Source organism: Streptomyces sp. NPDC058459, assembly GCF_042721685.1.
Classification (GTDB): Bacteria; Actinomycetota; Actinomycetes; order Streptomycetales; family Streptomycetaceae; genus Streptomyces.
The window spans coordinates 25,157-51,832 of sequence record NZ_JBHXLV010000018.1 but is presented as its reverse complement, the minus strand read 5'-3'; the positions used below and the strand labels follow the sequence as shown (position 1 = coordinate 51,832).

The window sequence follows — 26,676 nt, the reverse complement described above, 5'->3', positions numbered from 1 at the left end:
CGTCGCAATCCACACCGAACCGGAAGGCCCTCACCCGTTCAAGACCCCTGAACCGAGACCTGACTCACCCGTCCACAACCTCCCGGGTCAGTACATCTAGCGCTCGCCAGATTCGGTAAGGGGCCGGTCCCAGGCCACCGCGAATGAGCAGGTCAGCACGCGATAGGTGAAAAAGGCTTGACTGAGGTCACGAGGGTCCCCAGCCGGATGCGCCGCGTCGCCGTCGCGGCGGCCGTGAGGGTGGGAATCGCTCCGTACCAGGTCCCGTCCCGGAACGGCACCCGCCAGGACAGGTGGTCGTAGGTGTAGGAGGCGTGAAACCCGAGGTCTTCGGCTCGCCGCCAGACCTTCCGTCCCTCGCCCCACCGGTGAACAGGAAGGATTACGGTGCTCAGTCGCATGCCTACGATCCTATGTTCTGGTGACTACGAGCAATGCTGAGGGATTTTTACTGCGCCCCGGTGCGTTGCCAGACAGCGGTCAGCGCGGAAACGGGGTCGGTGTCGGCCGGTGCCGCCGGCCACCATTCGCCGTCGTCGTCCTGGAGGTAGGGGTACCAGCAGGCGTCGGGCCCCAGGCGCAGCTGGATGCCGTGGTCGGGGAGGGTGAGGCGGTTGCGCCAGGCCCTGAGGCGGACGGGGGCGTCGGTCATCTCCGCGAGGGCCGTGGTCAGGCCGGTACGGGCTGCCCTCATCGCCGACGGTTCCGGGCTGTGGGGCTGTTCGACCACGGTGAGGCCGGTGGGGCCGCCGTGGCGCCATGCGCGGGTGAGGCGGGCGAAGGCGGTGGGGTTGGCGCCGGTGTTCTGGACCAGGCGGTGGAACCACTCAGGGCCGGGGCCGCTCGCGGCGATGCGGACGGCGTCCTGGTGCTGAGTCAGGTGCAGGGTGGTGGCGTCGCCCGACAGCAGCCGGGCCGCGCGTGCCGAGGCATCGGTCATCAGGCGCTCCAGGTCGGCGCCGGCGAGGCCGCTGCGGGTCGGTGGGGGGACCGGCAGCGCGGTGTCGTGGGCGGATGGTTCGGGCAGGTCGGGCCACCCCGGGGCGTGCTCGGTCCGGGCGGTCCAGGCGGCATAGGCCCCGGCCGCGTGGATACCGGCCGCAGAGGGCGGGGCGTCGGTGGTGCGGCCCGCTGTCCGGCGTGCGCGCAGTTCTGCCAGGACGTCGTCCCGACCGCGGCCCCGCAGTGCGAACAGCACGAACGGGTCGTCGTCGATGGTCGCGGCGATGGCGTAGCAGAGTGCGGCGGCGTGTTTACAGGGATGGCCCCAGTCGGGACAGGAGCATTCGGGGTCGAGCTCGGTGGGTTGCGGGAGGAGGGGGACGCCCGCGTGGCGGGCGTCGTCGATGAGCTCAGCGGGCATCTCACCGTCGAGGAGTGCCGCGAGATGCCCCGCTCGGGCCGCGATGGCGTCGAGAAGGGTGTGCCACTGGGCGTCGGTGAGGACGGGCAGGTGGACGGCGGAGCGGTACGGGCGCGGACGGCTGCCCTGGACGGCGGCCTTGACCTGGCCGGGGGCGATGGTGACCGCGCCGACCATGTCCTTGCGGGCGTAGGTGCGTCCGCGGGACAGCCGCCCCGAGTCCAGGGTGGAGTCCTCCAGGGCCGTCACCCACGCCTGGCCCCACCATGTCGCCGCGAAGGCACGCCTGCCACGGCCGGGTGCGCGGCGAGGGCCGGGGACGGACGGGTTCATGACTGCTTCCCCAGGGCGACGAGTTCGGCGAGGTCGGCGTCGGACAGTTCGGTCAGAGTGGCTTCGCCTGAGCCGACGACGGCGTCCGCGAGCGCCCGCTTGGATTCCAGCAGTTTCGCCACCCTGTCCTCCACGGTGCCTTCGGCGATGAGCTTGTGGACCTGGACGGGCTTGTCCTGGCCGATGCGGTAGGCGCGGTCGGTGGCCTGGTCCTCGACGGCAGGATTCCACCAGCGGTCGTAGTGCACGACGTGGTTGGCGCGAGTGAGGTTGAGGCCGGTGCCGGCCGCCTTCAACGACAACAGGAACACCGGCACTTCGCCCCGCTGGAAGCGTTTCACCATCTCCTCGCGTGCGGTGACGGGCGTGCCGCCGTGCAGGAAGAGGGTGGGCACGCCTCGTTCAGTGAGATGTCTCTCCAGCAGAGCCGCCATCTGCCTGTACTGGGTGAAGACCAGTACCGACTCGCCCTCGGCGGTGATGGTGTCGACGAGTTCGTCGAGGAGGCCGAGTTTGCCCGAGCGGCCGTGCAGCGGTGTGGACTGGCGCAAGTACTGGGCGGGGTGGTTGCAGATCTGCTTCAGCGCGGTGAGGAGCTTGAGAATCAGTCCGCGGCGGGCGATGCCGTCGGCTTCGGCGATCTTCGCCATGGTCTCGCGGACCACCGCCTCGTACAGGCTCGCCTGCTCGGCGGTCAGCGGGACGACGCGGTCGGTCTCGGTCTTGGCGGGCAGTTCGGGTGCGATGCCGGGGTCGGATTTCCGGCGGCGCAGCAGGAACGGGCGGACGAGGCGCGATAGCCGTTCGGCGGCCTGTGCGTCCTCGCCCGACTCGATCGCGCGGGCGTGGCGGTCACGGAAGGCGGCGAGCGGACCGAGGAGCCCGGGGGTGGTCCAGTCGAGGAGCGCCCACAGCTCGGAGAGGTCGTTCTCCACGGGGGTACCGGTGAGGGCGACGCGGGCGCGGGCGGGCAGGGCGCGCAGTTCGCGGGCCGTGACGGCATAGGGGTTCTTGACGTGCTGGGCCTCGTCGGCGGCGATCAGCGACCAGGCGGTCTCGGCGAGGGCGTCCCGGTCGCGGCGCAGCACACCGTAGGTGACCAGGACGATCTCGTCCCCGGCCAGGTCCTTCAGGTGCCGGTCGCCGCCGTGGTAGCGGCGCACGGGGGTGGCGGGCGCGAACCGGGCGGCCTCGCGCTGCCAGTTGCCGAGCAGGGAAGTGGGGCAGACGACGAGGGTGGGGCCCGCGGTGGCGGGGTCGGTCTGGCGGTGCAGGTGCAGGGCGAGCAGGGTGATGGTCTTGCCCAGGCCCATGTCGTCGGCGAGGCAGCCGCCGAGGCCGAGCTCACACATCTCCGCCAGCCAGGCCAGGCCCCGCTTCTGGTAGTCGCGCAGCGTGGCCTTCAGAGCGGCGGGCTGGGTGGCGTGAGTACGGGACTCGGGTTCACGGATACGGGCGACGAGGTCGCTGAGCGCCCCGACCGCAGCACAGGTGATCGTCTCCCCGTCCCGTTCCACCTCGCCGGTCAGCGCGGCGCTCAGGGCCTCCATGGGAGTGAGCGACTCCATCCGGCGGCGTCGGGCGCGGGCCACCAGTTTCGGGTCGGCGACCACCCACTGGTCGCGCAGCCTGATGAGGGGACGGCGTGCCTCGGCGAGGGCGTCCATCTCGGCCTCGGTGAGCGGCTCACCGCCGAGCGAGAGCTGCCAACGGAAGTCGAGGAGGGCGTCGGCGTCGAGCAGACCACCGGCACTGGAGCCGGGCGCGGTGCGCTGCCCGATCTCGGCAGTCGCGCTGAGCGCCTTGACCAGCTCGCGTGGCCAGTGCACGTCGATACCGGCGGCCCGCAGCGTGTCGGTGGCGTCGCCCAGCAGGTCGAACGCCTCGTCGTCGGTCAGCCGCAGCTGGTCCGGAGCGGCGTCCTTCAGCAGCCGGTCGAGCGGAGGCCAGACGCGGGCGCCGCGGCGCAGTGCGAGCAGCGTCTCGGTCTCGGCGCGAGGGCCGAGGAGGCGCTCGGTCTCGGACGGGTCGTTCCACAGCCGTGCGGCCTCTACGACGAGCGCCGGATCCGCCGCGGTGTGCAACTGCAGCACGGCCTGGAACTGCCGGCGCCGCCCCTCGGGCAGGTCGACACGCAGCGAGACGCCGATGTCGGCGGTGAACGCGGCGACGGTCTCCTCGGCCCAGTCGCGCAGGGCGGGCGCGGCACGCGCCTCGCGCCAGGCGTACGGCAGCGCCCCCATCGCGAGCGGCGCGGCCGGAGTACGGACCAGGTCGTCCGCGACCGCGTCGCAGAACTGGCGTACCAGCGCGACCGGTTCCGCGATGCGCAGTGGAGCCGGGCCGGGGTCGGGCAGGCAGTGGGCGTGTGGTGGGAAGGCGGCGCCGAGGGCATCCAGCGTCTGCCGCTGTACGGCGGTGAGGGGACCCGCCTGCCACGTGTCGTAGCCGGCGTCGGTGAGGGCCGGATGGAGACGGCCGTCGGCGAGCAGCCGCAGCGCGAAGCGGGAGGCGGCTTGCCAGGCCGCGGCGGACGGGTGCGCCGGCCGGGCGTCGGCCAGGGCGGCGACAGCGACGGCGGCGGGCAGCGCATAGCCCTCGACTCGGCGGCGCCGGACCGACCGGCCGTGCGGCAGCACCAGTTCCACCGACTCGGATTCGATGCCCTCGGGCACTGTGCCGTCTGCCGTCGCTGCCCCGGTGGGCTTCCAGAGCAGCAGCCGTCCGAGGCGGGCGGGTTCGCCGGGCAGGAATACCGCCGCCCAGCCGCCGTCGAGCAGGGCGGCCGCGAAGGCGGTTGCCTCCGGTGTGGCGAGCGGTGGCGTGATCCTTGTGCTGGTGCGTGGTTCTCGTACGACGATCCGTGCCACGCCCATTCGCCCCATCGTGTTCCAGGCGGTCCTTGCCGCGTCCCGCTCACCAGGCAGGCCCATCATGGCGGGTCGGCGCAGCCTTGCTCAAACCCGGATGCCGGCGGATGCTCCCTTTCGGCAGGCATGGCCCCGGTGTGGCCGGCAGTGGGTATGGGGCGCTCGCGTCTGGACGTGTGGCGAGCGACACGCTCCGGGCGCATATCACAGTATGCTCGGGTCATGGCGGACACCACGCGTATCACTGTGACGCTGCCGAACGAGCAGGTCGCCGAGCTCAGGAAGCTCACCGACAACGTCTCCGGCTATGTCGCCGAGGCGGTGGCGCGGCAACTGCGGCACCAGCTGCTCGGTGCCGATCTGCAGCGTCACCAGGAGGAGCACGGGGCCTTTACCGAGGAAGAGTTGGCGGAAGCGCGCTCCAGGATCTTTGGGGCGACGGGTACGGGCGGACCGGCCAGCGCGGCGTGAAAGAGCATGTCGAGACGGTCGTGCTGGACTCCCATGGGCTTTCTGCCTGGATTGCCCAGGACCGCAAGATCCTCGCGATGTTCCAGGTGTTCCATGCCGTGGGTGCCGATTTCGTCATCGGTGCCAACACCATCGTGGAAGTCAGCCATGCGCGGGTGAACATGCCTCGGCTGCGGTGGGCGCTCTCCAGAGTCAGGGTCGAGCCGGTGACCGAGGACGCGGCGAAGGCGTCCGCGGAACTGCTCAAGGCCGCAGGTCTGCACGGCCACAAGTACGCGATCGACGCGACCGTGGCCGAGGTGGCCCTGCGCCAGCCGGGCCCGGTGGTCATGCTGACCTCCGACGTCGATGACATGGCCCGGTTGTGTGGCGACCGTGTCCGGCTCGTCGGCATCTGAGAGGGGCAGCTGTGACAGCTGACCGAATGAAATCTCCGCAGGTCAGCCTGCGATAGGTGAAAAAGCCTTGACTGAGGTCACGAGGGTCCCCGGCCGGATGTGCCGCGTCGCCGTCGCGGCGGCCGTGAGGGTGGGAATCGCTCCGTACCAGGGCCCGTCCCGGAACGGCACCCGCCAGGACAGGTGGTCGTAGGTGTACGCGGCGTGGGACCCCAGCCCCTCCGCCCTCTCCCACACCTCTCGGCCTTCGGTCCAACGGTGGATCGGCAAGATCACGGTACTCAGTCGCATGGTACGACCTTACGAGCAGCGGACCTCGCACCAGCGACGGACCGTGGCTGTCAACTGGGTAACGGCAGCCCCGTGCGAGCCCCAGTACGTCAATTCCCGTGCGAGATACCGATGCGTCCAGCCTTAGGCCACTGTTCGGGCAAACAGACGACGCCGTGTGGAACCGTCCCGCTGGCGTGGCTCAGATGAGCACGTTGAACGCCGCCGAACCAGACACGCTGATCCGGGCGGATGCCGCCCCTTCGGCACGCACCCGTGCGGACGCGCGTACGGGTGCGCGACAATGGCCGGGTGACCTCAGCGACCAGACAGCCGGGGACCCCGGCCTCCGCCCAGCCGTCGGCCCCGTCCGGACGAGGAGGGGCCTCCCTTCCGCCGCCGCGCCTGATCGCCACCGACCTCGACGGCACCCTGCTGCGCGACGACCAGACCGTCTCCGCGCGTACCGTCGCCGCGCTGGCCGCGGCCGAGGCGGCGGGGGTGGAGGTCTTCTTCGTCACCGGCCGCCCCGCCCGGTGGATGGACGTGGTCAGCGAGCATGTGCACGGCCATGGCCTGGCGATCTGCGGCAACGGCGCCGCCGTGGTCGACCTGCACGGCGGACCCGGCGCCCACCGGTTCGTGAAGGTGCGCGAGCTGGCCAGGGAGAACGCCCTGAAGTCGGTCCAGTTGCTGCGCGACGCGGCTCCCGGCACCCTGTTCGCGGTCGAGCAGACCTACGGCTTCCACCAGGAGCTTGCCTATCCCAAGCTGCATCTGGAGATCCCCGACACCCTGCGCCCCGCCGAGGAACTGCTCGCCCCGGACGGTGTCGCCGCGAGCCAGCCGATGCTGAAAATCCTCGCCCACCACCCCGACCTCGACCCGGACGCCTTCCTCACCCTGGCCCGGATCGCCATCGGCGGCCACGCCAACGTCACCCGCTCCAGCCCCAGCGCCCTCCTGGAGCTGAGCGGACCCGGCGTCTCCAAGGCCAGCACCCTGGCCCTGTGCTGTGCCGAGCGCGGCATCTCGCAGGAGCAGGTCGTGGCCTTCGGCGACATGCCCAACGACATCGAGATGCTGACCTGGGCCGGCCGTTCTTACGCGATGGGCAACGCCCACCCCGACACCCTGGCCGCCGCCACCGGCCGCACCCACGCCAACAACGACGACGGCGTGGCCCGCGTGATCGAGGATCTGCTCGCCGGGCGGGTCTGACCGGCCCGCCGGTCAGAGCACGACGAGGGCCTCCGCCTCGGCCTCGCGGCGGGCCATCGCGGCCAGCGGACCGTCCACGGCGAGCAGCTCGGCGTACGGGCCACGCTGCACCACGCGGCCCGCGTCGAGGACGAGCACCTCCTCGACGGCGGCGAGACCGGCCAGCCGGTGGGTGATCAGCAGCGTGGTGCGGCCCTCGGTCGCGGCCAGCAGATCCTCGGTGAGGGCGTCCGCCGTGGGCAGATCGAGGTGCTCCGCGGGCTCGTCCAGCACCAGCACCGGGAAGTCCGCGAGCAGCGCACGGGCCAGCGCCAGCCGTTGCCGCTGACCGCCGGAGAGCCGGGCCCCGTGCTCGCCGACATGCGTGTCCAGGCCATCGGGGAGCCCGTCCACCCAGTCCAGCAGCCGGACCCGCAGCAGTACGTCCCGCAGTTCGGCCTCGGTCGCGTCCTTCCGCGCCAGCAGCAGGTTCTCCCGCACGGTGCTGTCGAAGAGGTGGGCGTCCTGGGCGCACAGCCCGACCAGCCGCCGTACCTCGTCGCCGTCCAGCGCGTCCGCCGGTACCCCGGCGAGCGTGTACGTGCCCGAACCGGCGTCCAGGAAGCGCAGCAGCACCTGGGCCAGGGTGGTCTTGCCGGAGCCGGAGGGGCCGACCACGGCGATCCGGCGGCCCCGGTCCAGCGTGAGGTCGAGGCCGTCGAGCGCGTCGCGATGCTGGTCCTCGTAGCGGGCGGTCAGGTCGCGCAGCACGAGAGGGAAGGGCGAGGCGGGTGCCTCGCGGGGCTGCTCGGGCTCGTGGACCGGCTCCGGGGCGTCCAGCACCTCGTAGACGCGCTCGGCGCTGCGGGCGACCCGCTGCCGGTAGCGGACGGCCGGCGGGAGACCGAGCACGGCCTCGAAGGCGGCCAGCGGGGTCAGGACGACCACGGCCACCACGACTCCGTGGACACGGCCTCCGGCCGCCGCCTGCGCACCGAGCAGCGCGGCGACGGTGACGGTGAGCCCCGAGATCAGCGCGGTGAGGCCGTCACCGAGGGCGGTGGCCCCGGCCGCGCGGGACGCGATCCGGGTGAGGGTGCCGTCGGCCTGCCGGGTGGCCGCCGTACGCGAGGGCAGCGCCCCGGCGACGGTCAGCTCGGCGGTGCCGGTGAGCAGGTCGGTCACCCGGGTGGCCAGCACGCCCCGGGCGGGCGCCAGCCGTCGTTCGGTGCGCCGGGCGACGGAGGCGGTGATCAGCGGGACGCCGACACCGGCCAGCAGCAGTCCCACGGCGAGCGCGAGCCCGGCCTCGGGAAGCAGCCAGGCCGTGAAGCCGACCGAGGCGACGGAGACGACGACCGCGACACCGGTGGGCAGCAGCCAGCGCAGCCAGTAGTCCTGGAAGGCGTCCACATCGGCGACGAGCCGGGTGAGCAGATCACCGCGCCGGGCGCCGCGCAGCCCGGCCGGGGCCAGGCGCTCAAGACGCTGGTAGACGGCGACCCGGGTGTCGGCCAGCATGCGCAGCACGGCGTCGTGCGACACCAGCCGCTCGCTGTACCGGAAGACGGCACGGCCGATACCGAAGAAGCGCGTGGCCGTCACGGCGACCAGCAGATACAGCACCGGCGGCTGCTGCGAGGCGCGGGAGATCAGCCAGCCGGAGGTCGCCATCAGCCCGACGGCGCAGCCGAGGTCCAGGCTGCCGAGCAGCAGCGCGAAGAGCAGCCGGCCACGCCGGGCCGCCGCCACGGCACGGACCCGGGCCAGGATGCCCTGTTCCCGTGCCGTCGCCGGCTCGGGCGCGGACTCGCCCGGGTCGTCGTCGGCGTCGTCCGGCTCGGACGCGAAGGGCTTTCCGGGCCCGGCGGCGGGCTCGGACACGTGCGTGTCGAGCGCGGTGGCGGCCAGCTCGGGGGCCGCCACCTCGGCCATGACCGGCTCGCGCGCGGCAGCCGGCTCGGCCAGCTCCAGCCGCACCACCCGGTCGGCGACCTCCAGCAGTGCGGGCCGGTGCACGACCAGCAGCACGGTGCGGCCCACCGCGAGCCGCCGCACCGCCGCGACGACATCGGCCTCCGTCGCGCCGTCCAGAGCGGCGGTGGGCTCGTCCAGGAGCAGCACCGGCCGGTCGGCGAGGAAGGCGCGGGCCAGGGCGAGCCGCTGGCGCTGACCTGCGGAGAGCCCGGCCCCGTCCTCACCGAGCACCGTGTCCGCACCCTCGGGGAGCGCGTCCACGAACTCCAGCGCGCCCGCGTCCGCCAGCGCCTGGCGTACGGCGGTGTCCTTCGCGTCGGGCCGGGCGAGCCGCACGTTCTCCGCGATCGTCCCGGCGTACAGGTGCGGCCGCTGCGGTACCCAGGCGATGCGGGAGCGCCACTGCTCCAGATCGAGGTCGGCGAGGTCGGTACCGCCGATCCGGACCTGACCCTCGGTGGGCCGTACGAAGCCGAGGAGCACGCTCAGCAGGGTGGATTTTCCCGCGCCGCTCGGCCCGATCAGCGCCACGGTCTCGCCTGGTTCCACGGCGAAGGACACCTCGGTGACGGCATCCGCCGACCGGCCCGGGTAGCGGACCGTCAGGGAGTCGAAGGCCAGCGAGCCGGAGGGCACAGGAGCGGTACCGGTGGCCGGGACCGGCGTCTCGAGTACCGCGAAGATCTCCTCCGCGGCCGCCAGACCCTCCGCCGCCGCGTGGTACTGCGAGCCCACCTGACGCAGCGGGAGATATGCCTCCGGGGCCAGGATCAGGATGACCAGGCCGCTGTACAGGTCCATCCCGCCATGCACCAGCCGCATACCGATGGTGACGGCGACCAGCGCGACCGAGAGCGTGGCCAGCAGCTCCAGCGCGAAGGAGGAGAGGAAGGCGATCCGCAGGGTCCGCATGGTGGCGCGGCGGTACTCGCCGGTGATCCGGCGGATGCAATCGGCCTGCGCCTTGGCCCGGCCGAACACCTTCAGCGTGGGCAATCCGGCGACCACGTCCAGAAAGTGGCCGGACAGCCGGGACAGCAGTGACCACTGCCGGTCCATCCGGGACTGGGTGGCCCAGCCGATGAGCACCATGAAGATCGGGATGAGGGGCAGCGTCCCCACGATGATCGCCGCCGAGACCCAGTCCTCCGTGACGATCCGCGCCAGCACCGCCACCGGGACGACCAGGGCAAGACCCAACTGCGGGAGGTACCGCGAGAAGTAGTCGTCCAGGGCGTCGACCCCACGTGTGGCCAGGGTGACCAGCGAGCCGGTGCGCTGTCCGCTCAGCCAACCAGGTCCGAGCACGGCGGCCCGCTCGACGAGCCGCTCCCGCAGCTCCGACTTCACCGCCGCGCTGGCCCGGTATGCCGCCAGCTCGGTGAGCCACGAGACCAGTGCCCGGCCGCAGGCGACGCAGGCCAGCAGCGCCAGCGGAGTGACAAGGTCACCTGCGGACTTGCCTTGCTGGAAGGCTCCGACCACCACTTCGGCGATCAGCATCGCCTGGGCGATGACCAGGCCGGCGCCGAGACCACCGAGGACGACGGCTGCCACGAGGAAAAATTGCGTGGCACGGGCGTAGCGCAGAAGACGGGGATCGATCGGTTTCACGTGAAACGTGTCCTTCAGTCCCGAGAGTGTGTTTCACGTGAAACATACCCTTGGGACACTCAGTGTGCGGCTTCGGTGATGTGCTGGGTACCGATGCGCTGACGGAACACCCAGTAGGTCCACCCCTGGTAGAGCATGACCAGCGGAGTGGCGATCGCGGCGCACCACGTCATGATCTTCAGGGTGTACGGGCTCGACGAGGCGTTGGTGACCGTGAGGCTCCAGTCCGCGTCGAGGGTGGACGGCATCACGTTCGGGAAGAGCGACAGGAACAGCATCGCCACGGTGGCCGCGATGGTCACCCCGGACAGCGCGAACGCCCAGCCCTCCCGCGCCCGCCAGCTGGCTCCCAGCGCGCCGACCAGGGCGACGGCCGCCACGACCAGGGCGACCAGACTCGCGCCGTCCCCGCTGTGGAGCTGCGTCCAGACCAGGAAGCCGAACGCCAGGACGACGGTCACAGGGCCGATGCGCAGCGCGAGCCTGCGAGCCCGGTCCCGGATGTCACCGACGGTCTTGAGCGCCGTGAACACCGTCCCGTGGAAGGTGAACAGGGTCAGCGTCACCGCGCCGCCGAGCAGGGCGTATGGGTTGAACAGGTCGATCAGACCGCCCACGTACTCGAAGTGCCGGTCGATCTTCACGCCCCGCACGATGTTCCCGAAGGCCACACCCCACAGGAACGCCGGGATCAGCGAGGTCCAGAAGATCGCCCACTCCCAGTTGCGCTGCCAGTTCTCCTCGGGCCGCTTGACCCGGTACTCGAAGGCGACGCCCCGCACGATCAGGCAGACCAGGATGACCAGCATCGGCAGATAGAAGCCGGAGAACAGGGTGGCGTACCACTCCGGGAAGGCGGCGAAGGTCGCACCGCCCGCGGTGAGCAGCCACACCTCGTTGCCGTCCCACACCGGGCCGATGGTGTTGATCAGCACCCGGCGCTCGGGCCGGTCCCGGGCGAGCAGCCGGGTGAGGACACCGACCCCGAAGTCGAACCCCTCCAGGAAGAAGTAGCCGGTCCACAGCACGGCTATCAGTACGAACCAGACGTCATGCAGTTCCATGGCTGTACCCCCAGCGCTAGTACGAGAAGGCCATCGGCCGGTCGGCGTCGCGGTGGTCGCCGCCGATCTTGGTGGGCGGGTTGAGATCGGCCTCGGTCAGCTCCGGAGGGCCGGCCTTGGCGTACTTGGTCAGAAGCCGCACCTCGATGACCGCGAGAACCGCGTACAGCGCGGTGAAGACGGCCATCGAGATGGCGACCTCGGCCTGGGAGACACCGGGGGACACCGCCTGCCGGGTCTGGAACAGGCCGTAGACGACCCAGGGCTGGCGACCCATCTCGGTGAAGATCCAGCCCCAGGAGTTGGCGATCAGCGGGAAGGCCATCGTCCAGGTGGCCACGCGCCAGAACCAGGGGGTCAGCTTCGGGCCCGGCGTCCGCGTTCTGAACAGCACCAGATGCGGCACCTCGTCGTCGCCGGTGCGTAGCTGCCGGGGGAGCAGGAACTTCTTCCGGGTCAGCCAGAGCCCCGTCGCCCCGAGAGTGAAGGAGGCCATGCCGAACCCGATCATCCAGCGGAAACCCCAGTAGGCGACCGGGATGTTGGGCCGGTAGTCGCCGGGCCCGAACCTCTCCTGCTCGGCCTTGTTGACGTCGTTGATGCCGGGGACGTACGAGGAGAAGTCGTCGTTGGCCAGGAAGGACAACAGTCCCGGCACCTCGACGGCGACGGTGTTGTGCCCCTCGTCCACGTCGCCGTAGGCGAACACCGAGAAGGGCGCCGGCTTCTGACCGTCCCACAGGGCCTCGGCGGCGGCCATCTTCATCGGCTGCTGCTTGAACATCACCTTGCCGAGCGTGTCACCGCTGATGGCGGTGAGCAGACCGGCGACGACCACGGTGACCAACCCGAGCCGCAGCGAGGTCCGCATCACCCGGATGTGCCGGCGGCGGGCCAGATGGTAGGCAGCGATGCCCACCATGAAGGCGCCACCGGTCAGGAAGGCCGCGGAGAACGTGTGGAACGCCTGGCTGAGTGCGGTGTTCTGGGTCAGCACGGCCCAGAAGTCGGTCAGCTCGGCACGCCCCCTCTTCTTGTCGATCCGGAAGCCGACGGGATGCTGCATCCAGGAGTTGGCCGCGAGGATGAAGTACGCCGAGAGCACCGTGCCGAGCGAGACCATCCAGATGCAGGCCAGGTGGAGCTTCTTCGGCAGTTTGTCCCAGCCGAAGATCCACAACCCGATGAAGGTCGACTCGAAGAAGAAGGCGATCAGCGCCTCGAAAGCCAGTGGGGCGCCGAAGATGTCCCCGACGAAGCGCGAGTAGTCCGACCAGTTCATTCCGAACTGGAACTCCTGCACGATGCCGGTGACCACACCCATCGCGATGTTGATCAGGAAGAGCTTGCCCCAGAACTTGGTGGCCCTGAGGTAGACCTCCTTCTCCGTGCGCACCCAGGCGGTCTGCAACCCGGCCGTGAGCGCGGCCAGGGAGATCGTCAAGGGGACGAACAGAAAGTGATAGACGGTGGTGATGCCGAACTGCCAGCGCGCCAGGGTCTCCGGTGCCAACGCCAGTTCCACGTCGTCACCCCTCCTTACTTCGCCGTTCCGGTGCGGCTTTCGCCGCTTATGCCCCCCACGTACGGAGCAATCCGGACGGAGCTTGTGAAAGCGTTCACATTCACAAGCCATTATGGCGCACATGTATTCGGCATCCGAAAGGGGGGTCCGTCCTCCACGACTGGAACCAGCCACGAAGGAGGGCCCCGCCGCACGGCAGGGCCCTTCAGCTCATCGACGGGAGGCGGGGCGTCAGCTCTCGCCGGCGCCCGCCACCTCGCGGCGGAACGCCTCCGCGGCCTTCAGGAACAGGTCGTTCGCCTCGTTCTCCCCGACCGTCACCCGCACGCCCTCACCGGCGAACGGCCGCACCACCACACCGTGGTCCTCACAGGCCGCCGCGAAGTCCATGGTCCGCTCCCCCAGCCGCAGCCAGACGAAGTTGGCCTGCGTCTCCGGCACCGTCCAGCCCTGCGCGCGCAGCGCGTCGACCACCCGGGCGCGCTCGCACACCAGCGAACCGACCCGGCCCAGCAGCGCGTCCTCGGCCTGGAGCGAGGCGATCGCCGCCTCCTGCGCGACCTGGCTGACACCGAACGGCACCGCCGTCTTGCGCAGCGCGGCGGCCACCGGCTCGTGCGCGATGGCGAACCCGACCCGCAGCCCGGCCAGCCCGTACGCCTTGGAGAAGGTGCGCAGCACGCAGACGTTCGGCCGCTCCCGGTACAGCTCGACCCCGTCGGGCACCTCGGGGTCGCGGATGAACTCCCGGTACGCCTCGTCGAGCACCACCAGCACGTCCTTGGGCACCCGGTCGAGGAACCGTTCCAGCTCCGCCCGCCGCACCGCCGTGCCGGTCGGGTTGTTGGGGTTGCACACGAAGATCAGCCGGGTCCGCTCGGTGATCGCGTCCGCCATCGCGTCCAGGTCGTGCACCTCGCCCGGCGTGAGCGGCACCTGCACCGGGGTGGCGCCGCTGATCCGTGTGATGATCGGGTACGCCTCGAAGGAGCGCCAGGCGTAGATCACCTCGTCGCCCGGCCCGCTGGTCGCCTGCACCAGTTGCTGTGCCACGCCGACCGACCCGGTACCCGTGGCCAGGTGGGAGACCGGGACGCCGAAGCGCTCCGCCAGCTCGGTCATCAGGCCGCCGCACGCCATGTCGGGGTAGCGGTTGAACTCGGCGAGGGCCGCCGCGACGCGCTCCATGACACCGGGCAGCGGGGGATAGGGATTCTCGTTGGAGGACAGCTTGTAGGCGACCGGACCCTCGGCCGAGGCGGGCTTGCCCGGCCTGTAGGTGGGGATACCCTCCAGCTCGGCGCGCAGCTTGGGGCTCGTCTCGCTCACCGCAGTCCTCCTCGCGACCACCGGCGGACCGTCGACGCCGCCGGCATCCAATGCTCCTCACCTTATGAGGATTCGGCGCGCTTGCGTACCGGTGCGCCACCGCTTCCGCCGCCCCGGGGGCATTGTGGGACTCGCCGGGCGACTCGCCAGGTGGGCCGGGAGACTCGGCATGCAAGCCGGGTGACTCGCCGTGCAACAGGGGGCGCACCGTGCATTTGTCCATGCGCCGGTGGCTCGCGCCGTGGCGCGCATCCCCCATGAAGGTGAGTTGAGACCTCTTCGAGACATCAGGCACTTGGCAGGCTCACACGCGCCGACAAGTCACGTCCTGCCATGGGAACGGCTAACTGACTTGTTTTCTAGTGCCTTTGTGGCCTGACGATCATGCAGAAACGTGCCTGTGAGCGCACACATATGCGTCCGCACCACCCCACCGCAAGAGCCCTACTATCGGCTCGCCATGACAGCAGCAGGGAAGCACCAGGTGAGCCGCGGGGAAACCTCCCGGCGAGGCAGCCGGCCGGGCCGGGCGGGCATCAGAGACGTGGCCGCCGCAGCCGGGGTCTCCATCACGACCGTCTCCGACGCCCTCAACGGCAAGGGGCGGCTCCCGGATGCCACCCGCCGCCATGTCCGGGAGGTCGCGGACCGACTGGGTTACCGGCCCTCGGCCGCCGCCCGGACCCTCCGTACCGGCAAGTCCGGCCTGATCGGCCTGACCGTGACCACGTACGGGGACGAACCCTTCACCTTCACCGAGTTCGCCTACTTCGCCGAGATGGCGCGGGCCGCGACCTCCGCCGCGCTCGCCCGCGGCTACGCCCTCGTCATCCTCCCCGCGACCTCCCGCCACGACGTGTGGTCGAACGTCGCACTGGACGGCACGGTCGTCATCGACCCCTCCGACCAGGACCCCGTCGTCAGCGAACTGGTCCGGCAGGGTTTACCGGTCGTCTCCGACGGTCGCCCGGCCGGTTCCCTCCCGGTCACCGCCTGGGTCGACAACGATCACGAGGCCGCCGTGCTCGGCATCCTCGACCACCTCGCCGCCGCCGGGGCGCGCCGTATCGGACTGCTCACCGGCAACACCACGGACACGTACACCCATCTGTCCACCTCCGCCTATCTGCGGTGGTGCGAGCGGGTCGGCCAGGACCCGGTCTACGAGTCGTACCCGGCGCACGACCCGTGTGCGGGCGCCGTCGCCGCCGACCGGCTGCTCGCCCGCCCCGACCGCCCGGACGCCGTCTACGGTCTCTTCGACCCCAACGGCACGGATCTGCTCGCCGCCGCCCGGCGCTACGGGCTGCGTGTCCCGGACGACCTCCTGCTGGTGTGCTGCAGCGAGTCCATGGGATACGCCACGACCGAGCCGCCCATCACCACGCTCTCGCTCAAGCCGCGCCGCATCGGCACGGCGGTCGTGCAGCTCCTCATCGACGCCATCGAAGGGGTCGAGTCGGACCAGCCGGTCGAACAGGTGATACCGACCGAGCTGATCGTGCGCACCTCGTCCCAGCGCCGTCCGCCGCGCACCACGGTCAGCCCGCCCCGGACGCCGGAACGGGGCTGACGGAACCGGTCCCGAGGGGGTCCGTCCGGCGGGCGCGGTCGGGCGGGGCGCGCCGGGGGCGGTTCCGCCTCGCCGAACCGGGGCGGACGACTGCCCGGCGCGGGCGATCGATCATGCCGGGCGACCGGTCGAAACCCCGCCCGACCGGGACGAAAGCGTCGGCGATCAGGAGCCTCGCCGCGATTCACCACCCCTGGGTCATCACATGGTGCGACGCGCATTCCTATGATGGGCCCACGACACCGCGGGCCGCTGCGACCAGGCAGTCCGAAGCGGTGCAGCTGCGGCGCGATGGTGGAGGGGTCTGATGACTCAGGGGGCCGGTCCGGGACCCGAGACGGAGCGAACGGCGACGTTGCGCGACTTCCGGGTGCCCGCGTACGTCCACGAGACCGGTCCGTACGCCGACGTCCACCCCGGTGACGTCGTCCCGCCGCACGAGGAGGGGCACCCCGACGGGTACACCCCGACCGAGCGCGACCTGCCGGTCATCCAGCGCGGCGACACCCTTCCGCCGCCCGGCGAACCGGCGGCCGCCCCGGCGCCGCAGACCGAGGCGGGTCCCGGCCCGCTGTTCGTCGTCGGTGACGTCCACGGCTACATCGAGGAGCTGCTGAGCGCGCTGCGGGAGAAGGGCCTGGTAGACGAGGCCGGCCAATGGTGCGCGGGCACCGCCCGGCTGTGGTTCCTCGGCGACTTCACCGACCGGGGTCCGGACGGCATCGGTGTCATCGACCTCGTGATGCGGCTGTCCGCCGAGGCCGCGGCGGCCGGCGGCTACTGCAAGGCCCTGATGGGCAACCACGAGCTGCTGCTGCTGGGCGCCAAGCGGTTCGGCGACACCCCGGTCAACTCCGGCGCGGGCACGGCCACCTTCCAGGCGGCCTGGCTGCTCAACGGCGGCCAGAAGACCGACATGGACCGCCTCCAGGACCACCACCTCCAGTGGATGGCCCGTCTCGACGCGATCGAGGAGGTCGACGGCCATCTGCTGGTCCACTCCGACACCACCGCCTACCTCGACTACGGCGACTCGATCGAGGCCGTCAACGACACCGTCCGCGAGGCGCTCACCCGCAACGACGCGGACGAGGTGTGGGACCTGTTCCGCAAGTTCACCCGGCGCTTCTCCTTCCGCGACGAGGGCGGCGCCGACGCCGTGCGCTCCCTCCTGGATACGTACGGTGGCGCCCGGGTCGTTCACGGCCACAGCCCGATTCCCTATCTGCTCGGCCAGGTCGGCTCCGAGGAGAGCGAGGATCGGAGCGACCCCCATGTCGAGGGTCCGCACGTCTACGCCGACGGCCTCGCCATCGCCATGGACGGCGGCGTGACCATGGCCGGAAAGCTGCTCGTCCAGCAACTCCCCCTGGACGCCTGACGCTTCGCCTGGTCTCAATTTCCGGCAATCCCCTGTCACCGTCCGGTGTGACAGCTCTACCATCGGCTTGTCCGTAGCAGGCTCCCCTCCGTTTCTGCCCGACGGCTCGCCGCCATGCGAGCCTCCAAGCCCACGGAGCATCGGGGGATGCACATGAACAGCGTTCCGCAGCACCTGCTGAACGAGGATCGCCGGGAATTCGAGCGGCTCCTCGATGAGGCGCTGCGCTCCGCACCCGAGTACCCGGAGCTGTCCGCCGTCGGAGAGCGGCTGAACCCTGAGCAACTGCGCACGATGGCGCTCAATGCCACGGCCCTCATCGCGGCGGCCGCCGCCATCGAGTACCAGCACTACGTCAAGACCCGCGAGGAACTGCGCCGTCCGGCACCTCCCGCCGAGGGCTCCAGCACCGAATCCGGTGCGGTGGAGCAGGGTTCGGGCGCCCTTGGGCTCGCCGCCGCCCTGGGTGAGACCGCCGAGGCCGCCGGGGCGGGCGCCAGCGCGATGATCGCGGTCCTGGCCCCCGTGCTCGCCGGCACGGCCGCGGTGATCTTCCTGCTGGTCGGCTACATCCTGAAGATGCTCGCCCCCGGCCAGCAGTTCGGCCGGACCATGCTCACCGTCGGCTGGGTCTTCGGCGCCGTGGCGGCGGCGGCGATCCTGACCGCCGGGGTGGCGCTGCTGATCACCGCGCTGCGCAACAACTCGTCCGCAGGGGCCGCCGTCCAGGATGAGGCGCGCGAGGCGGTGGCGAGGGCGGGGCAGGAGTGGCGGGACGCGCTGCTCGAACGCGGCATCCTGCCCTTCCTGCGCGACGCCCTCGCCCAGCCCGGCGGACCCGCCTCACCGCCCCTGCCGGCTTCCGGACCGAGCGGCCGGATGCCCCGCCTGGGCTACGGCCGCCCCGGCTTCAGCAGCCCCGACGACGGAGCGGCCACCGACCGCCCCCGCTTCAGCAGCCCGGACTACACGAGCCCGGACTTCGGCGGACCGGAACACCAACCGGACTAGGGCCAGCTCCGGCTTGGAACGGTCCGGCTAGGACGGGTCCTCCACGATCGGGAGGTAGACCCGGTTGCCCGTGGCCGCGAACTCCAGAGACTTCCTTGCCATGCCCTCCTCGATCTCGGCCCGGTTGCCGCCGTGTTCGCGCCGGATGTCCTGCGAGATCTTCATGCTGCAGAACTTCGGCCCGCACATGGAGCAGAAGTGGGCCGTCTTCGCCGGTTCGGCGGGCAGCGTCTCGTCGTGGAACTCCCGCGCCGTGTCCGGGTCCAGGGCCAGGTTGAACTGGTCCTCCCACCGGAACTCGAAGCGGGCGTCCGAGAGCGCGTCGTCCCACTCCTGGGCTCCGGGGTGGCCTTTGGCCAGGTCGGCCGCGTGGGCTGCGATCTTGTAGGTGATGACGCCGGTCTTGACGTCGTCCCGGTTCGGCAGGCCCAGGTGCTCCTTGGGCGTGACGTAGCAGAGCATCGCCGTGCCCCACCAGGCGATCATCGCGGCGCCGATACCCGAGGTGATGTGGTCGTACGCCGGTGCGACGTCGGTGGTCAGCGGGCCGAGCGTGTAGAACGGAGCTTCGTCGCAGATCTCCTGCTGAAGCTCGATGTTCTCCTTGATCTTGTGCATCGGGACGTGCCCGGGACCCTCGATCATCGTCTGTACGTCGAAGCGCCGGGCGATCCGGTTGAGTTCCCCGAGCGTGCGCAACTCCGCGAACTGCGCCTCGTCGTTGGCGTCCGCGATCGAACCGGGCCGCAGACCGTCGCCGAGCGAGTAGGTGACGTCGTAGGCGGCGAGGATCTCGCAGAGTTCCTCGAACTTCTCGTACAGGAACGACTCCTTGTGGTGCGCCAGGCACCAGGCAGCCATGATCGAGCCGCCGCGCGAGACGATGCCGGTCTTGCGGTTCGCCGTGAGCGGGACGTACGGCAGCCGCACACCCGCGTGCACCGTCATGTAGTCCACGCCCTGTTCGGCCTGCTCGATCACCGTGTCCTTGTAGACCTCCCAGGTCAGTTCCTCGGCCCTGCCGTCGACCTTCTCCAGGGCCTGGTAGAGGGGCACGGTGCCGATGGGCACGGGGGAGTTGCGCAGCACCCACTCGCGGGTGGTGTGGATGTTGCGGCCGGTGGAGAGGTCCATGACCGTGTCGGCGCCCCAGCGGGTGGCCCAGGTCATCTTCTCCACCTCCTCCTCGATCGAGGAGGAGACCGCCGAGTTGCCGATGTTGGCGTTGACCTTCACCAGGAACCGCTTGCCGATGATCATCGGCTCGCTCTCCGGATGGTTCACATTGGCGGGCAGCACGGCCCGGCCCGCCGCGATCTCCTCGCGGACCACCTCGGGGGCGACGTTCTCCCGAAGCGCCACGAACTCCATCTCGGACGTGATCTCCCCCCGGCGGGCGTACGCGAGCTGTGTGACCGCCTGCCCCGCCCGCCCCCGCCGGGGCTGCCGGGGCCGTCCCGGAAAGACCGCGTCCAGATTACGCAGACCGCCGCGCGGCGAGGTGTGCTTGATCCCGTCGTCCTCCGGCCGGACGGGACGGCCCGCGTACTCCTCGGTGTCGCCACGGGCGACGATCCAGTTCTCCCGCAACGGGGCCAGCCCCCGGCGGACATCGGTGGCGGCTTCAGGATCGGTGTACGGGCCGGAGGTGTCGTACAGCGCGACCGACCGCCCGTTGGAGAGATGCACCTGACGGATCGGCACCCTCAGATCGGGGCGCGAGCCCGCGACATACGCCTTGTGCCAGCCGATGGACTTTCCGGCCCCCTCGCCCGACGAACTGGTCGTCGTGCTCCGCGCGGAGGCAAACGTGCGCGCGTCCTTGTTGGTCATGAGACCTACTCCCTACGCCGGCATTACCCGGTAACAGGTTCGGCGGTCGACGCAGCAAGTTCCGCCCGCAGATGTTTCACGTGGAACGTGGTTCCACGTGAAACATCGCAACGACGGAGGTCAGCGCCCTCTCAGCCCGGTGCTCCGAGCTCCCGCGTGTGCAAAGGTTCCTCCACGCTAGCGCCCGGTGTGACGGGATGAACAGTGGGCCTCCCCCCGTTCTTGCAATGATCGGGCCGTGACCACGACGCAGCAGCCCCCCTACCCTCCCCCCGGCCCACCCCGGCGACCCGGCTCCGGACCAGGCCCCGGCCCCGGCCCCGGGGGTGAGCACGGACCCGGCTCCGGAGGCGGGCACGACGGGCATGGTGACGGGCGCGGTGGTCATGGCGGCCATGGCGGTCACGGTCAGGGGCATGGCCACTCGCACAGCCACGGCCCCGCCACCCCGGTCTCCAAGCATCTGCGCAAGGTCATCGCGGCCATCCTGATCCCGTTCAGCGCGGCCGTCGTCGTGGGTCTGGTGGTGCTCTGGCCCGGAGGCGCGCCGCCGCACCAGCGCACCGGGGTCGGCTTCGACCGCCAGACCCAGCAGGCCACGGTTACCCAGGTCACCCCGGTGAGCTGCCAGGTGGGCGGTACCGGCGGGGGAGCCCCGGCCGGCGATCCTTCCGGCACGGGCGCGGGTCCGGCCACCCAGGCCCAGAAGGGCCCCTGCAAGAAGGCGACGGTCCGGGTCGACACCGGCAAGGACCAGGGCCGCACCTTCACCGAGCTGGTGCAGCCCGACCAGACCCGGCAGTTGCACCAGGGCGACAAGGTCGTGGTCGCCTACGAGCCCAAGGCGCCGAAGGACCTCCAGTACGCCGTCACCGATCTGGACCGCAAGTTCCCCATGGCGCTGCTGGCCGGAATCTTCGCGGTCGCCGTCGTGGTGGTGGGCCGGCTGCGCGGTGTCATGGCGCTGGTGGCGCTGGCCGTCAGCTTCCTGGTGCTGACCCTGTTCATCCTGCCCGCGGTGCTCCAGGGCTCGAATCCGCTGCTGGTGGCCGTGGTCGGATCGAGCGCGATCATGCTCATCGCGCTCTACATGTGCCATGGCCTGTCCGCACGGACCTCCGTCGCGGTGCTCGGCACCCTCGTCTCCCTGCTGCTGATCGGTTTCCTCGGCTCGCAGTTCATCGGCTGGGCCGCCCTCACCGGCAACACGGACGACAGCACGGGCCTGATCCACGGTCTCTACCCGTCGATCGACATGAGCGGCCTGCTGCTGGCGGGCGTCATCATCGGCTCGCTGGGCGTGCTGGACGATGTGACGGTCACCCAGACCTCTGCGGTGTGGGAGCTGCACGAGGCCAATCCCTCGATGGGCTGGCGCGGGCTGTACCGGGCGGGCATCCGCATCGGCCGCGACCACATCGCCTCCGTCGTCAACACCCTCGTGCTCGCCTACGCGGGTGCCGCGCTGCCCCTGCTGCTGCTGTTCTCCATCGCACAGAGCGGTGTGGGCACGGTGGCCACCAGTGAACTGGTCGCCGAGGAGATCGTGCGCACGCTGGTCGGCTCGATCGGCCTGGTCGCCTCGGTGCCGGTCACCACCGCGCTCGCCGCGCTGGTCGTGTCGGCCGACCGCCCCGCATCCGGTACGGCGGCTCCTCCGGCCGCCCGGCCCGCCGTGGCCTCCGGTGGCAGGGGGCGGCGCAGGAAGCGCTGAGCGGCGCTGTTCGGGTCCGGCGGGCCGGCGTCCGGGGCAGCCGGACCGCGGGCTCTAGCAGAAGCGTTTCTTCAGAGGTTCACGGAGCCCGGCGGAGCGCTGGGCGCTCCTTGGCCGTGCCGCGTCAGCCCGCGCTCTGCTCCTCGGCCAGGATGCGGCCCAGAGCCTCGTCGAGGTGGGTGTCGAAGTCGGCCAGCGCACCCTCCTGCCCGAGCGGCACCAGCTTGTCGGTACGGTCGAGGAACGCCACGAGCGGCGGGGTGGAGGAGCGGAACAGCGCCTGGTCACCGCCCACCTGAAGCCGGATCAGCACTTCGCCCAGCACCTCGCAGTCGACGGGGGAGATGTGCACATCCCCCTCGCCGCACGGCCGGCCGACCCCGTCGATCATCAACTCCCGGCCGAAGACCCAGGTCACCGGGGCGTCACCGGGCAGATGGAAAGTGAGCCGCACCGCATAGGGATCGCTCGTCTCATAGCGCAACTCCACCGGAATACGGAAGGAAAGCTCCTCCGACACGAGAAAGCTCATCATGACTTCTGCCTGTACGGACTCGCGCATCGCCTACCCCGTCATATGACATCGACTGGCTGGGTTTAATCCCTGACTGGGGTCAAATCTAGCTGAACGTGCATGGCAGATCACAAGGAGTGAGTTTTCAGATGCTGATAGAGAGCGACAGTGCGCCCATGTGACGGCCCATCTCCGACTGCAACCTCCTTGTCATGCACGGCCATTGATCAGCCTGATGAGCCGGGAGCGAGACTGCCATCGTCGCAGCGGTTGTACCGACAGTGATCGGTACCGCCGCACAGACGGCCCCAAGGGCGTACTCCTGCCGCTCCACCACCGGTTCCATGCGCCGGGTCCTGGCCAGCCGCCGCAGCAGAGCGTCGTTGTCGCGCACGGTGTACGGCGTGAGGGAGCGCACCGGGTACCGCGCCAGGTGGTCGCGGCGGGCGTCCTCGTCCAACTGGGAGAGCAGACACTTCCCGATCGCGTGGGCGTGTCCGGTCTCGCGGAAGTCGGCCCACTCCGCGACGGCCGGGGTCTCCCGCGAGTCGGCCACACACATGACCTCGATCTCGCCGTCCCGGTACATCGCGTAGTACACCGGGGCGCCGATCGAATCGCGCCAGTGCGCGAGGGTGTCGGCCACCGTGCTGCGACGTTTCTGCTGCGCTCCGCTGCTGCTGAGCCGGTCCGCCGCGTCGCCGAGGAAGAACCGGCCCTTGTCCCGGCGCAGATAGCCCTCGTGCACCAGGGTGCGCAGTAGGTGGTAGGCCGTGGGGAGCGCGAGGCCGGTCTCACGCGCGAGTTGCTTGGCGGGAGCGCCGTACTCGTGCCCGGCGACCGTCTCCAGCAGGCGCATCGCGCGCTGGACGGACCCGATGAGGGTCGCGGAGTGCTTGTCGGGGGCGGTGGCGGCGGGGGGCCGCTGCATCGGGGGCGCGCAGGACCGCGCCGGAGCCGGGGGTACGAGGGGTCCTGCCGGAGCGGTGTCGACCGTGGCCAAGGATTTACTCCCGAAGCGCGGAGGGGACGGCCCGTGCGGGGTGGACACGGGTGGGGGTGCGTGCCGCCCGTGGGGTTCGGGGCCCCACGGGAGTTCCGGACTCTAACCGTCCATCACCGCGCGCGGACGGCCTGCCGGGGAAACTTCCCTCCCCCGAGGGAACCGGCGTTCCGTGTTACCGCTCCCCGGCTCCCGCGCGCGTCACCAGTCCCCGCGCGAGGAGGAGCCGGCGGTGAACTTCCGCACCACGTAGATGAGTCCGCCGACCAGGGCGACGAAGAGCAGGAGCTTGAAGAGCAGGCCGATCAGGAAGCCGACCACGGTCGCTATCAGACCGCCGAACACGACCAGCGCGATGACCGGCACCGCGACCCACTTCAGCCACCACGGCAAGCCCGTGAAGATCTCTCGCATCGCCTCGTCCTTTGCGTTAGCGGTTCTCGATGTCCCGCTTCGATGCTAGGCCCGGCGGGGGCCTCCCTGGGGGTCTCGCATCCCTTGTCGTCCCCTGATCCATCCCCTAGGGAACCCTGAGATCCGACCCTCACTCCTGAGGCCCGACCCTCATCTCCCAAGCCCGGCCGTCACCCCTCGCGCCCGGCCCTCAGCCCTCTCCCCTCGACCGGCCCTCACCCTTCGGGGGGAGAGAACACCACCAGGACCCGCAGATCCTCGCTGATGTGGTGGAACTTGTGGACCACGCCCGCGGGCACGTAGACCACGCTGCCCCGCGCGATGTCGGTGGTCTCCAGACCGACGGTGACCGCGGCCCGGCCGCTGACCACCAAGTACACCTCGTCCTGGAGGTGGGGCTTCTGCGGGTCGTGCGAGCCGGCGTCGAGGGCGTACAGGCCGACCGACATGTTCCGCTCGCGTAGGAACTGCAGGTAGGCGCCCTCGTTCGCGGCGCGCTCCGCCTCCAGATCATCCAGCCTGAATACCTTCATCGCCGTCGTCCGTCCTCACCGCGCAGCCACTCTGATTCTGGTCTGCAACGATCAGACACATGAAGAATCTCCTAGTCAAGACGATCGCCAACGCGGGCGCCCTCGCGGTCGCCGTGTGGCTCCTCGACAAGATCACCCTCACCGGTGGCAGCACGGGCAAGAAGGCCGGCACGCTGATCGTGGTCGCGCTGGTCTTCGGACTGGTGAACCTCCTGGTCAAGCCGGTCGTGAAGGTGCTCACCTTCCCGCTGTTCATCCTGACCCTGGGCCTGATCACCCTCATCGTCAACGCGCTGATGCTGCTGCTCACCTCCTGGGCGTGCGGGCAGCTCAACCTCAGTTTCCACGTCGAAGGATTCTGGACGGCCGTGCTCGGCGGTCTGATCATCTCCATCGTCTCCTGGGCACTGAACCTCGTTCTGCCCGACGAGGACTGATCCGGTCATGGCCTACCGCGTCTGTTTCGTGTGCACCGGCAACATCTGCCGCTCCCCCATGGCCGAGTCGGTCTTCCGGGCGCGCGTCACCGAGGCCGGACTCGACGGCCTGGTCGAGGTCGACAGCGCCGGCACCGGTGACTGGCACGAGGGCGACGACGCCGACCCGCGCACCGTGTCCGTCCTCGACGAGCACGGCTACGGCACCGGGCACACCGCGCGGCGGTTCCAGGCGTCCTGGTTCGGCCGCCTCGACCTCGTGATCGCCCTCGACACCGGCCACCTCAAGGCCCTGCGCCGCCTCGCCCGGACCGATGAGGACGCCCGCAAGGTGCGCCTGCTGCGCTCCTACGACCCGGCGGCCGGCGCCGACCTCGACGTACCGGACCCTTATTACGGGGGCCGCGACGGCTTCGAGGAGTGCCTTGAGATGGTGGAGGCGGCGAGCACCGGACTGCTCGACTCCGTACGCGAACATCTGGAGGAACGGCCCGAATGAACGACACAGCCGAGCGCCCGGACGCGACCGGCGACGGTACGCGCGCCGTCCGCGCCGGACTTCCCGAGCCGGTGAAGCACGAGCCGACCCTGCCGGGGCCGGTCTTCGCCGCGCACTTCCACCTGCCCGGAGACGTGAGCGGCCCGTACTCCTACGGCCGCGACGGCAACCCCACCTGGACCCTGCTGGAGCGCGCCATCGGCGAGCTGGAGGCACCCGGCGACGCCGACGCCGAGACGCTGGTGTTCGCCTCGGGCATGGCCGCGATCTCCGCCGTGCTCTTCTCCCACCTGCGCTCCGGCGACACGGTCGTACTGCCCTCGGACGGCTACCAGGCGCTCCCCCTGGTCCGGGCCCAGCTGGAGGCGTTCGGCATCGAGGTGCGCACCGCGCCCACCGGCGGCGACGCCCAGCTCGACGCACTCGACGGGGCGAAGCTGCTGTGGATCGAGTCGCCCTCCAACCCCGGGCTCGACGTGTGCGACATCCAGCGGTTGGCGCGGGAGGCGCACGCCCGCGGCGCGCTGGTGGCCGTCGACAACACCCTCGCCACGCCACTCGGGCAGCGTCCGCTGGAGCTGGGCGCAGACTTCGCCGTGGCCAGTGGCACCAAGCAACTGACCGGCCATGGCGATGTCCTGCTGGGCTATGTCGTCGGGCGCGGGGGCGAGGCGATGGACGCGGTGCGCCGCTGGCGGAAGATCGTCGGAGCGATCCCCGGACCGATGGAGGCGTGGCTCGCCCACCGCTCGATCGCCACGCTTCCGCTCCGCGTCGACCAGCAGAACGCCACAGCACTCGCGGTGGCGCAGGCGCTGCGCGGGCGTCCCGAGGTGTCCGGCCTGCGGTATCCGGGGCTGCCCGACGACCCGTCGCACGCGGTCGCCTCGCGGCAGATGCGCCGCTTCGGCTGCGTGGTCTCCTTCACGCTGCCCACGCGCGAGCAGGCCGAGCGCTTCCTCAGGGCACTGCGTCTGGTCGAGGACGCGACGAGCTTCGGCGGGGTGCGCTCCACGGCCGAGCGGCGAGGCCGCTGGGGCGGGGACGCCGTGCCGGAGGGCTTCATCCGCATGTCGGTCGGGGCCGAGGATGCCGAGGACCTGGTGGCGGACGTGCTGCGCGCCCTTGATGAAACCGCAGGTTAGGGGATGTCACGCCGCGCGTCCGGCATGATCGACGAGGTACCCCTCCGGGGTGCTGACGGACGGTCCGAGCCTCCCCCCTCGTGGCTCGGACCGTCCCCGGTCCCGCGCGCGAAGAACCGCGTGAACAAGGCTAGTTGACTGTGCGTCAGTGTCCAATCACGGTAACGACAAAGACCTATCGACTTATTTATGGTTGAGGCCTGCC

At 70.6% G+C, this 26,676-nt stretch carries 22 protein-coding genes, 1 pseudogene and 1 riboswitch; of the genes and pseudogenes, 10 read left to right on the top strand and 13 right to left on the bottom strand.

The genetic code is table 11. The features are described 5' to 3' along the window. Positions 1-152 precede the first annotated feature (152 nt). From ACFWN1_RS06340 to ACFWN1_RS06330, 3 genes are read right to left on the bottom strand one after another with little or no spacing between them, the layout of a single operon-like run. Entirely contained in the window at positions 153-401 is a 249-nt protein-coding gene (locus ACFWN1_RS06340) for an LLM class flavin-dependent oxidoreductase (RefSeq protein WP_384358783.1), read from the bottom strand. A 47-nt stretch (positions 402-448) separates the two neighbouring features. Next, positions 449-1,696, bottom strand: coding sequence for an SWIM zinc finger family protein (locus ACFWN1_RS06335; RefSeq protein ID WP_384358781.1), 1,248 nt, complete (start codon positions 1,694-1,696; stop codon positions 449-451). Continuing rightward, positions 1,693-4,572, bottom strand: coding sequence for a DEAD/DEAH box helicase (locus tag ACFWN1_RS06330; protein ID WP_384358779.1), 2,880 nt, complete (start codon positions 4,570-4,572; stop codon positions 1,693-1,695). The genes ACFWN1_RS06335 and ACFWN1_RS06330 overlap by 4 nt, the downstream gene beginning before the upstream one ends. A gap of 216 nt (positions 4,573-4,788) precedes the next feature. On the opposite strand from ACFWN1_RS06330, the gene ACFWN1_RS06325 reads away from it, so the two are divergent. Both ACFWN1_RS06325 and ACFWN1_RS06320 read left to right on the top strand, forming a co-directional pair. Beyond that, positions 4,789-5,037, top strand: coding sequence for a hypothetical protein (locus ACFWN1_RS06325; protein ID WP_384358777.1), 249 nt, complete (start codon positions 4,789-4,791; stop codon positions 5,035-5,037). After that, positions 5,034-5,435 carry a DNA-binding protein gene (locus ACFWN1_RS06320; protein ID WP_384358775.1) on the top strand — a complete coding sequence of 134 codons (402 nt, stop codon included), beginning with the start codon at positions 5,034-5,036 and terminating at the stop codon, positions 5,433-5,435. Before ACFWN1_RS06325 ends, ACFWN1_RS06320 begins: the two co-directional genes overlap by 4 nt. Positions 5,436-5,486: 51 nt before the next feature. On the opposite strand, the pseudogene ACFWN1_RS06315 reads toward ACFWN1_RS06320, so the two are convergent. Further along, a pseudogene (locus tag ACFWN1_RS06315) lies at positions 5,487-5,726 on the bottom strand (LLM class flavin-dependent oxidoreductase); the annotation flags it as partial. Positions 5,727-6,017: 291 nt separating this feature from the next. Between ACFWN1_RS06315 and ACFWN1_RS06310 the strand changes: the two are divergent. Beyond that, positions 6,018-6,926, top strand: coding sequence for an HAD family hydrolase (locus tag ACFWN1_RS06310; RefSeq protein WP_384358773.1), 909 nt, complete (start codon positions 6,018-6,020; stop codon positions 6,924-6,926). Positions 6,927-6,938: 12 nt separating this feature from the next. On the opposite strand, the gene cydD is transcribed toward ACFWN1_RS06310, so the two are convergent. The 4 genes from cydD to hisC form a co-directional block, all read right to left on the bottom strand. Further along, positions 6,939-10,496 carry a thiol reductant ABC exporter subunit CydD gene (cydD, locus tag ACFWN1_RS06305; protein WP_384358771.1) on the bottom strand — a complete coding sequence of 1,186 codons (3,558 nt, stop codon included), beginning with the start codon at positions 10,494-10,496 and terminating at the stop codon, positions 6,939-6,941. A 59-nt stretch (positions 10,497-10,555) separates the two neighbouring features. After that, a complete protein-coding gene (cydB, locus tag ACFWN1_RS06300) occupies positions 10,556-11,560 on the bottom strand; it encodes a cytochrome d ubiquinol oxidase subunit II (protein ID WP_384358769.1) in 1,005 nt (334 codons plus the stop codon). A gap of 16 nt (positions 11,561-11,576) precedes the next feature. Continuing rightward, a complete protein-coding gene (locus ACFWN1_RS06295) occupies positions 11,577-13,085 on the bottom strand; it encodes a cytochrome ubiquinol oxidase subunit I (RefSeq protein WP_384358767.1) in 1,509 nt (502 codons plus the stop codon). A gap of 231 nt (positions 13,086-13,316) precedes the next feature. Continuing rightward, positions 13,317-14,414 carry a histidinol-phosphate transaminase gene (hisC, locus tag ACFWN1_RS06290; protein WP_384358765.1) on the bottom strand — a complete coding sequence of 366 codons (1,098 nt, stop codon included), beginning with the start codon at positions 14,412-14,414 and terminating at the stop codon, positions 13,317-13,319. Between the two features lie 460 nt (positions 14,415-14,874). Here hisC and ACFWN1_RS06285 point away from each other — a divergent pair, with 460 nt between their 5' ends. From ACFWN1_RS06285 to ACFWN1_RS06275, 3 genes are all read left to right on the top strand, one after another. Then, positions 14,875-15,987, top strand: coding sequence for a LacI family DNA-binding transcriptional regulator (locus ACFWN1_RS06285; RefSeq protein WP_384358763.1), 1,113 nt, complete (start codon positions 14,875-14,877; stop codon positions 15,985-15,987). Between the two features lie 307 nt (positions 15,988-16,294). Next, complete coding sequence (locus ACFWN1_RS06280; RefSeq protein ID WP_384358761.1) at positions 16,295-17,368, top strand: metallophosphoesterase; 1,074 nt, start codon at positions 16,295-16,297, stop codon at positions 17,366-17,368. A gap of 147 nt (positions 17,369-17,515) precedes the next feature. Then, a complete protein-coding gene (locus ACFWN1_RS06275; protein WP_384358759.1) occupies positions 17,516-18,379 on the top strand; it encodes a hypothetical protein in 864 nt (287 codons plus the stop codon). A 27-nt stretch (positions 18,380-18,406) separates the two neighbouring features. On the opposite strand, the gene thiC is transcribed toward ACFWN1_RS06275, so the two are convergent. Then, entirely contained in the window at positions 18,407-20,212 is a 1,806-nt protein-coding gene (thiC, locus tag ACFWN1_RS06270; RefSeq protein ID WP_384358757.1) for a phosphomethylpyrimidine synthase ThiC, read from the bottom strand. Beyond that, positions 20,205-20,378: riboswitch (TPP riboswitch) on the bottom strand. It overlaps the preceding gene by 8 nt. Positions 20,379-20,450: 72 nt before the next feature. Here thiC and ACFWN1_RS06265 point away from each other — a divergent pair. Beyond that, a complete protein-coding gene (locus tag ACFWN1_RS06265) occupies positions 20,451-21,926 on the top strand; it encodes a YibE/F family protein (protein WP_384358755.1) in 1,476 nt (491 codons plus the stop codon). Between the two features lie 124 nt (positions 21,927-22,050). On the opposite strand, the gene ACFWN1_RS06260 is transcribed toward ACFWN1_RS06265, so the two are convergent. The 4 genes from ACFWN1_RS06260 to ACFWN1_RS06245 all read right to left on the bottom strand — a co-directional run bounded on the left by ACFWN1_RS06260 (position 22,051) and on the right by ACFWN1_RS06245 (position 24,390). Then, entirely contained in the window at positions 22,051-22,488 is a 438-nt protein-coding gene (locus ACFWN1_RS06260) for an SsgA family sporulation/cell division regulator (RefSeq protein ID WP_030806138.1), read from the bottom strand. Positions 22,489-22,585: 97 nt separating this feature from the next. Then, complete coding sequence (locus ACFWN1_RS06255) at positions 22,586-23,371, bottom strand: IclR family transcriptional regulator (RefSeq protein WP_384358753.1); 786 nt, start codon at positions 23,369-23,371, stop codon at positions 22,586-22,588. Positions 23,372-23,644: 273 nt separating this feature from the next. Continuing rightward, complete coding sequence (locus tag ACFWN1_RS06250; RefSeq protein WP_384358751.1) at positions 23,645-23,857, bottom strand: DUF5326 family protein; 213 nt, start codon at positions 23,855-23,857, stop codon at positions 23,645-23,647. A gap of 215 nt (positions 23,858-24,072) precedes the next feature. Further along, complete coding sequence (locus ACFWN1_RS06245) at positions 24,073-24,390, bottom strand: cupin domain-containing protein (protein WP_384358750.1); 318 nt, start codon at positions 24,388-24,390, stop codon at positions 24,073-24,075. A 59-nt stretch (positions 24,391-24,449) separates the two neighbouring features. Here ACFWN1_RS06245 and ACFWN1_RS06240 point away from each other — a divergent pair, with 59 nt between their 5' ends. Genes ACFWN1_RS06240 through ACFWN1_RS06230 form a run of 3 tightly spaced genes read left to right on the top strand, consistent with a single transcriptional unit; the run spans position 24,450 to position 26,471 of the window. Next, on the top strand, positions 24,450-24,827 hold the full coding sequence (locus ACFWN1_RS06240; protein ID WP_384358748.1) for a phage holin family protein: 378 nt from the start codon (positions 24,450-24,452) through the stop codon (positions 24,825-24,827). A 7-nt stretch (positions 24,828-24,834) separates the two neighbouring features. Further along, on the top strand, positions 24,835-25,326 hold the full coding sequence (locus ACFWN1_RS06235; protein WP_384358746.1) for a low molecular weight protein-tyrosine-phosphatase: 492 nt from the start codon (positions 24,835-24,837) through the stop codon (positions 25,324-25,326). Next, positions 25,323-26,471, top strand: coding sequence for a cystathionine gamma-lyase (locus tag ACFWN1_RS06230; protein WP_384358744.1), 1,149 nt, complete (start codon positions 25,323-25,325; stop codon positions 26,469-26,471). The genes ACFWN1_RS06235 and ACFWN1_RS06230 overlap by 4 nt, the downstream gene beginning before the upstream one ends. Positions 26,472-26,676: the final 205 nt, after the last annotated feature.

Bases quoted from the DNA above. Each gene is read 5' to 3' on its own strand.
- ACFWN1_RS06280 (WP_384358761.1), top strand. From the start codon at position 16,295: ATGACTCAGGGGGCCGGTCCGGGACCCGAGACGGAGCGAACGGCGACG.
- cydB (WP_384358769.1), bottom strand. From the start codon at position 11,560: ATGGAACTGCATGACGTCTGGTTCGTACTGATAGCCGTGCTGTGGACC.
- ACFWN1_RS06325 (WP_384358777.1), top strand. From the start codon at position 4,789: ATGGCGGACACCACGCGTATCACTGTGACGCTGCCGAACGAGCAGGTC.
- ACFWN1_RS06245 (WP_384358750.1), bottom strand. From the start codon at position 24,390: ATGAAGGTATTCAGGCTGGATGATCTGGAGGCGGAGCGCGCCGCGAAC.
- ACFWN1_RS06285 (WP_384358763.1), top strand. From the start codon at position 14,875: ATGACAGCAGCAGGGAAGCACCAGGTGAGCCGCGGGGAAACCTCCCGG.
- ACFWN1_RS06230 (WP_384358744.1), top strand. From the start codon at position 25,323: ATGAACGACACAGCCGAGCGCCCGGACGCGACCGGCGACGGTACGCGC.
- ACFWN1_RS06340 (WP_384358783.1), bottom strand. From the start codon at position 401: ATGCGACTGAGCACCGTAATCCTTCCTGTTCACCGGTGGGGCGAGGGA.
- ACFWN1_RS06335 (WP_384358781.1), bottom strand. From the start codon at position 1,696: ATGAACCCGTCCGTCCCCGGCCCTCGCCGCGCACCCGGCCGTGGCAGG.
- ACFWN1_RS06330 (WP_384358779.1), bottom strand. From the start codon at position 4,572: ATGGGCGTGGCACGGATCGTCGTACGAGAACCACGCACCAGCACAAGG.
- ACFWN1_RS06275 (WP_384358759.1), top strand. From the start codon at position 17,516: ATGCACATGAACAGCGTTCCGCAGCACCTGCTGAACGAGGATCGCCGG.
- ACFWN1_RS06235 (WP_384358746.1), top strand. From the start codon at position 24,835: ATGGCCTACCGCGTCTGTTTCGTGTGCACCGGCAACATCTGCCGCTCC.
- ACFWN1_RS06250 (WP_384358751.1), bottom strand. From the start codon at position 23,857: ATGCGAGAGATCTTCACGGGCTTGCCGTGGTGGCTGAAGTGGGTCGCG.
- ACFWN1_RS06255 (WP_384358753.1), bottom strand. From the start codon at position 23,371: ATGCAGCGGCCCCCCGCCGCCACCGCCCCCGACAAGCACTCCGCGACC.
- thiC (WP_384358757.1), bottom strand. From the start codon at position 20,212: ATGACCAACAAGGACGCGCGCACGTTTGCCTCCGCGCGGAGCACGACG.
- ACFWN1_RS06260 (WP_030806138.1), bottom strand. From the start codon at position 22,488: ATGCGCGAGTCCGTACAGGCAGAAGTCATGATGAGCTTTCTCGTGTCG.
- ACFWN1_RS06240 (WP_384358748.1), top strand. From the start codon at position 24,450: ATGAAGAATCTCCTAGTCAAGACGATCGCCAACGCGGGCGCCCTCGCG.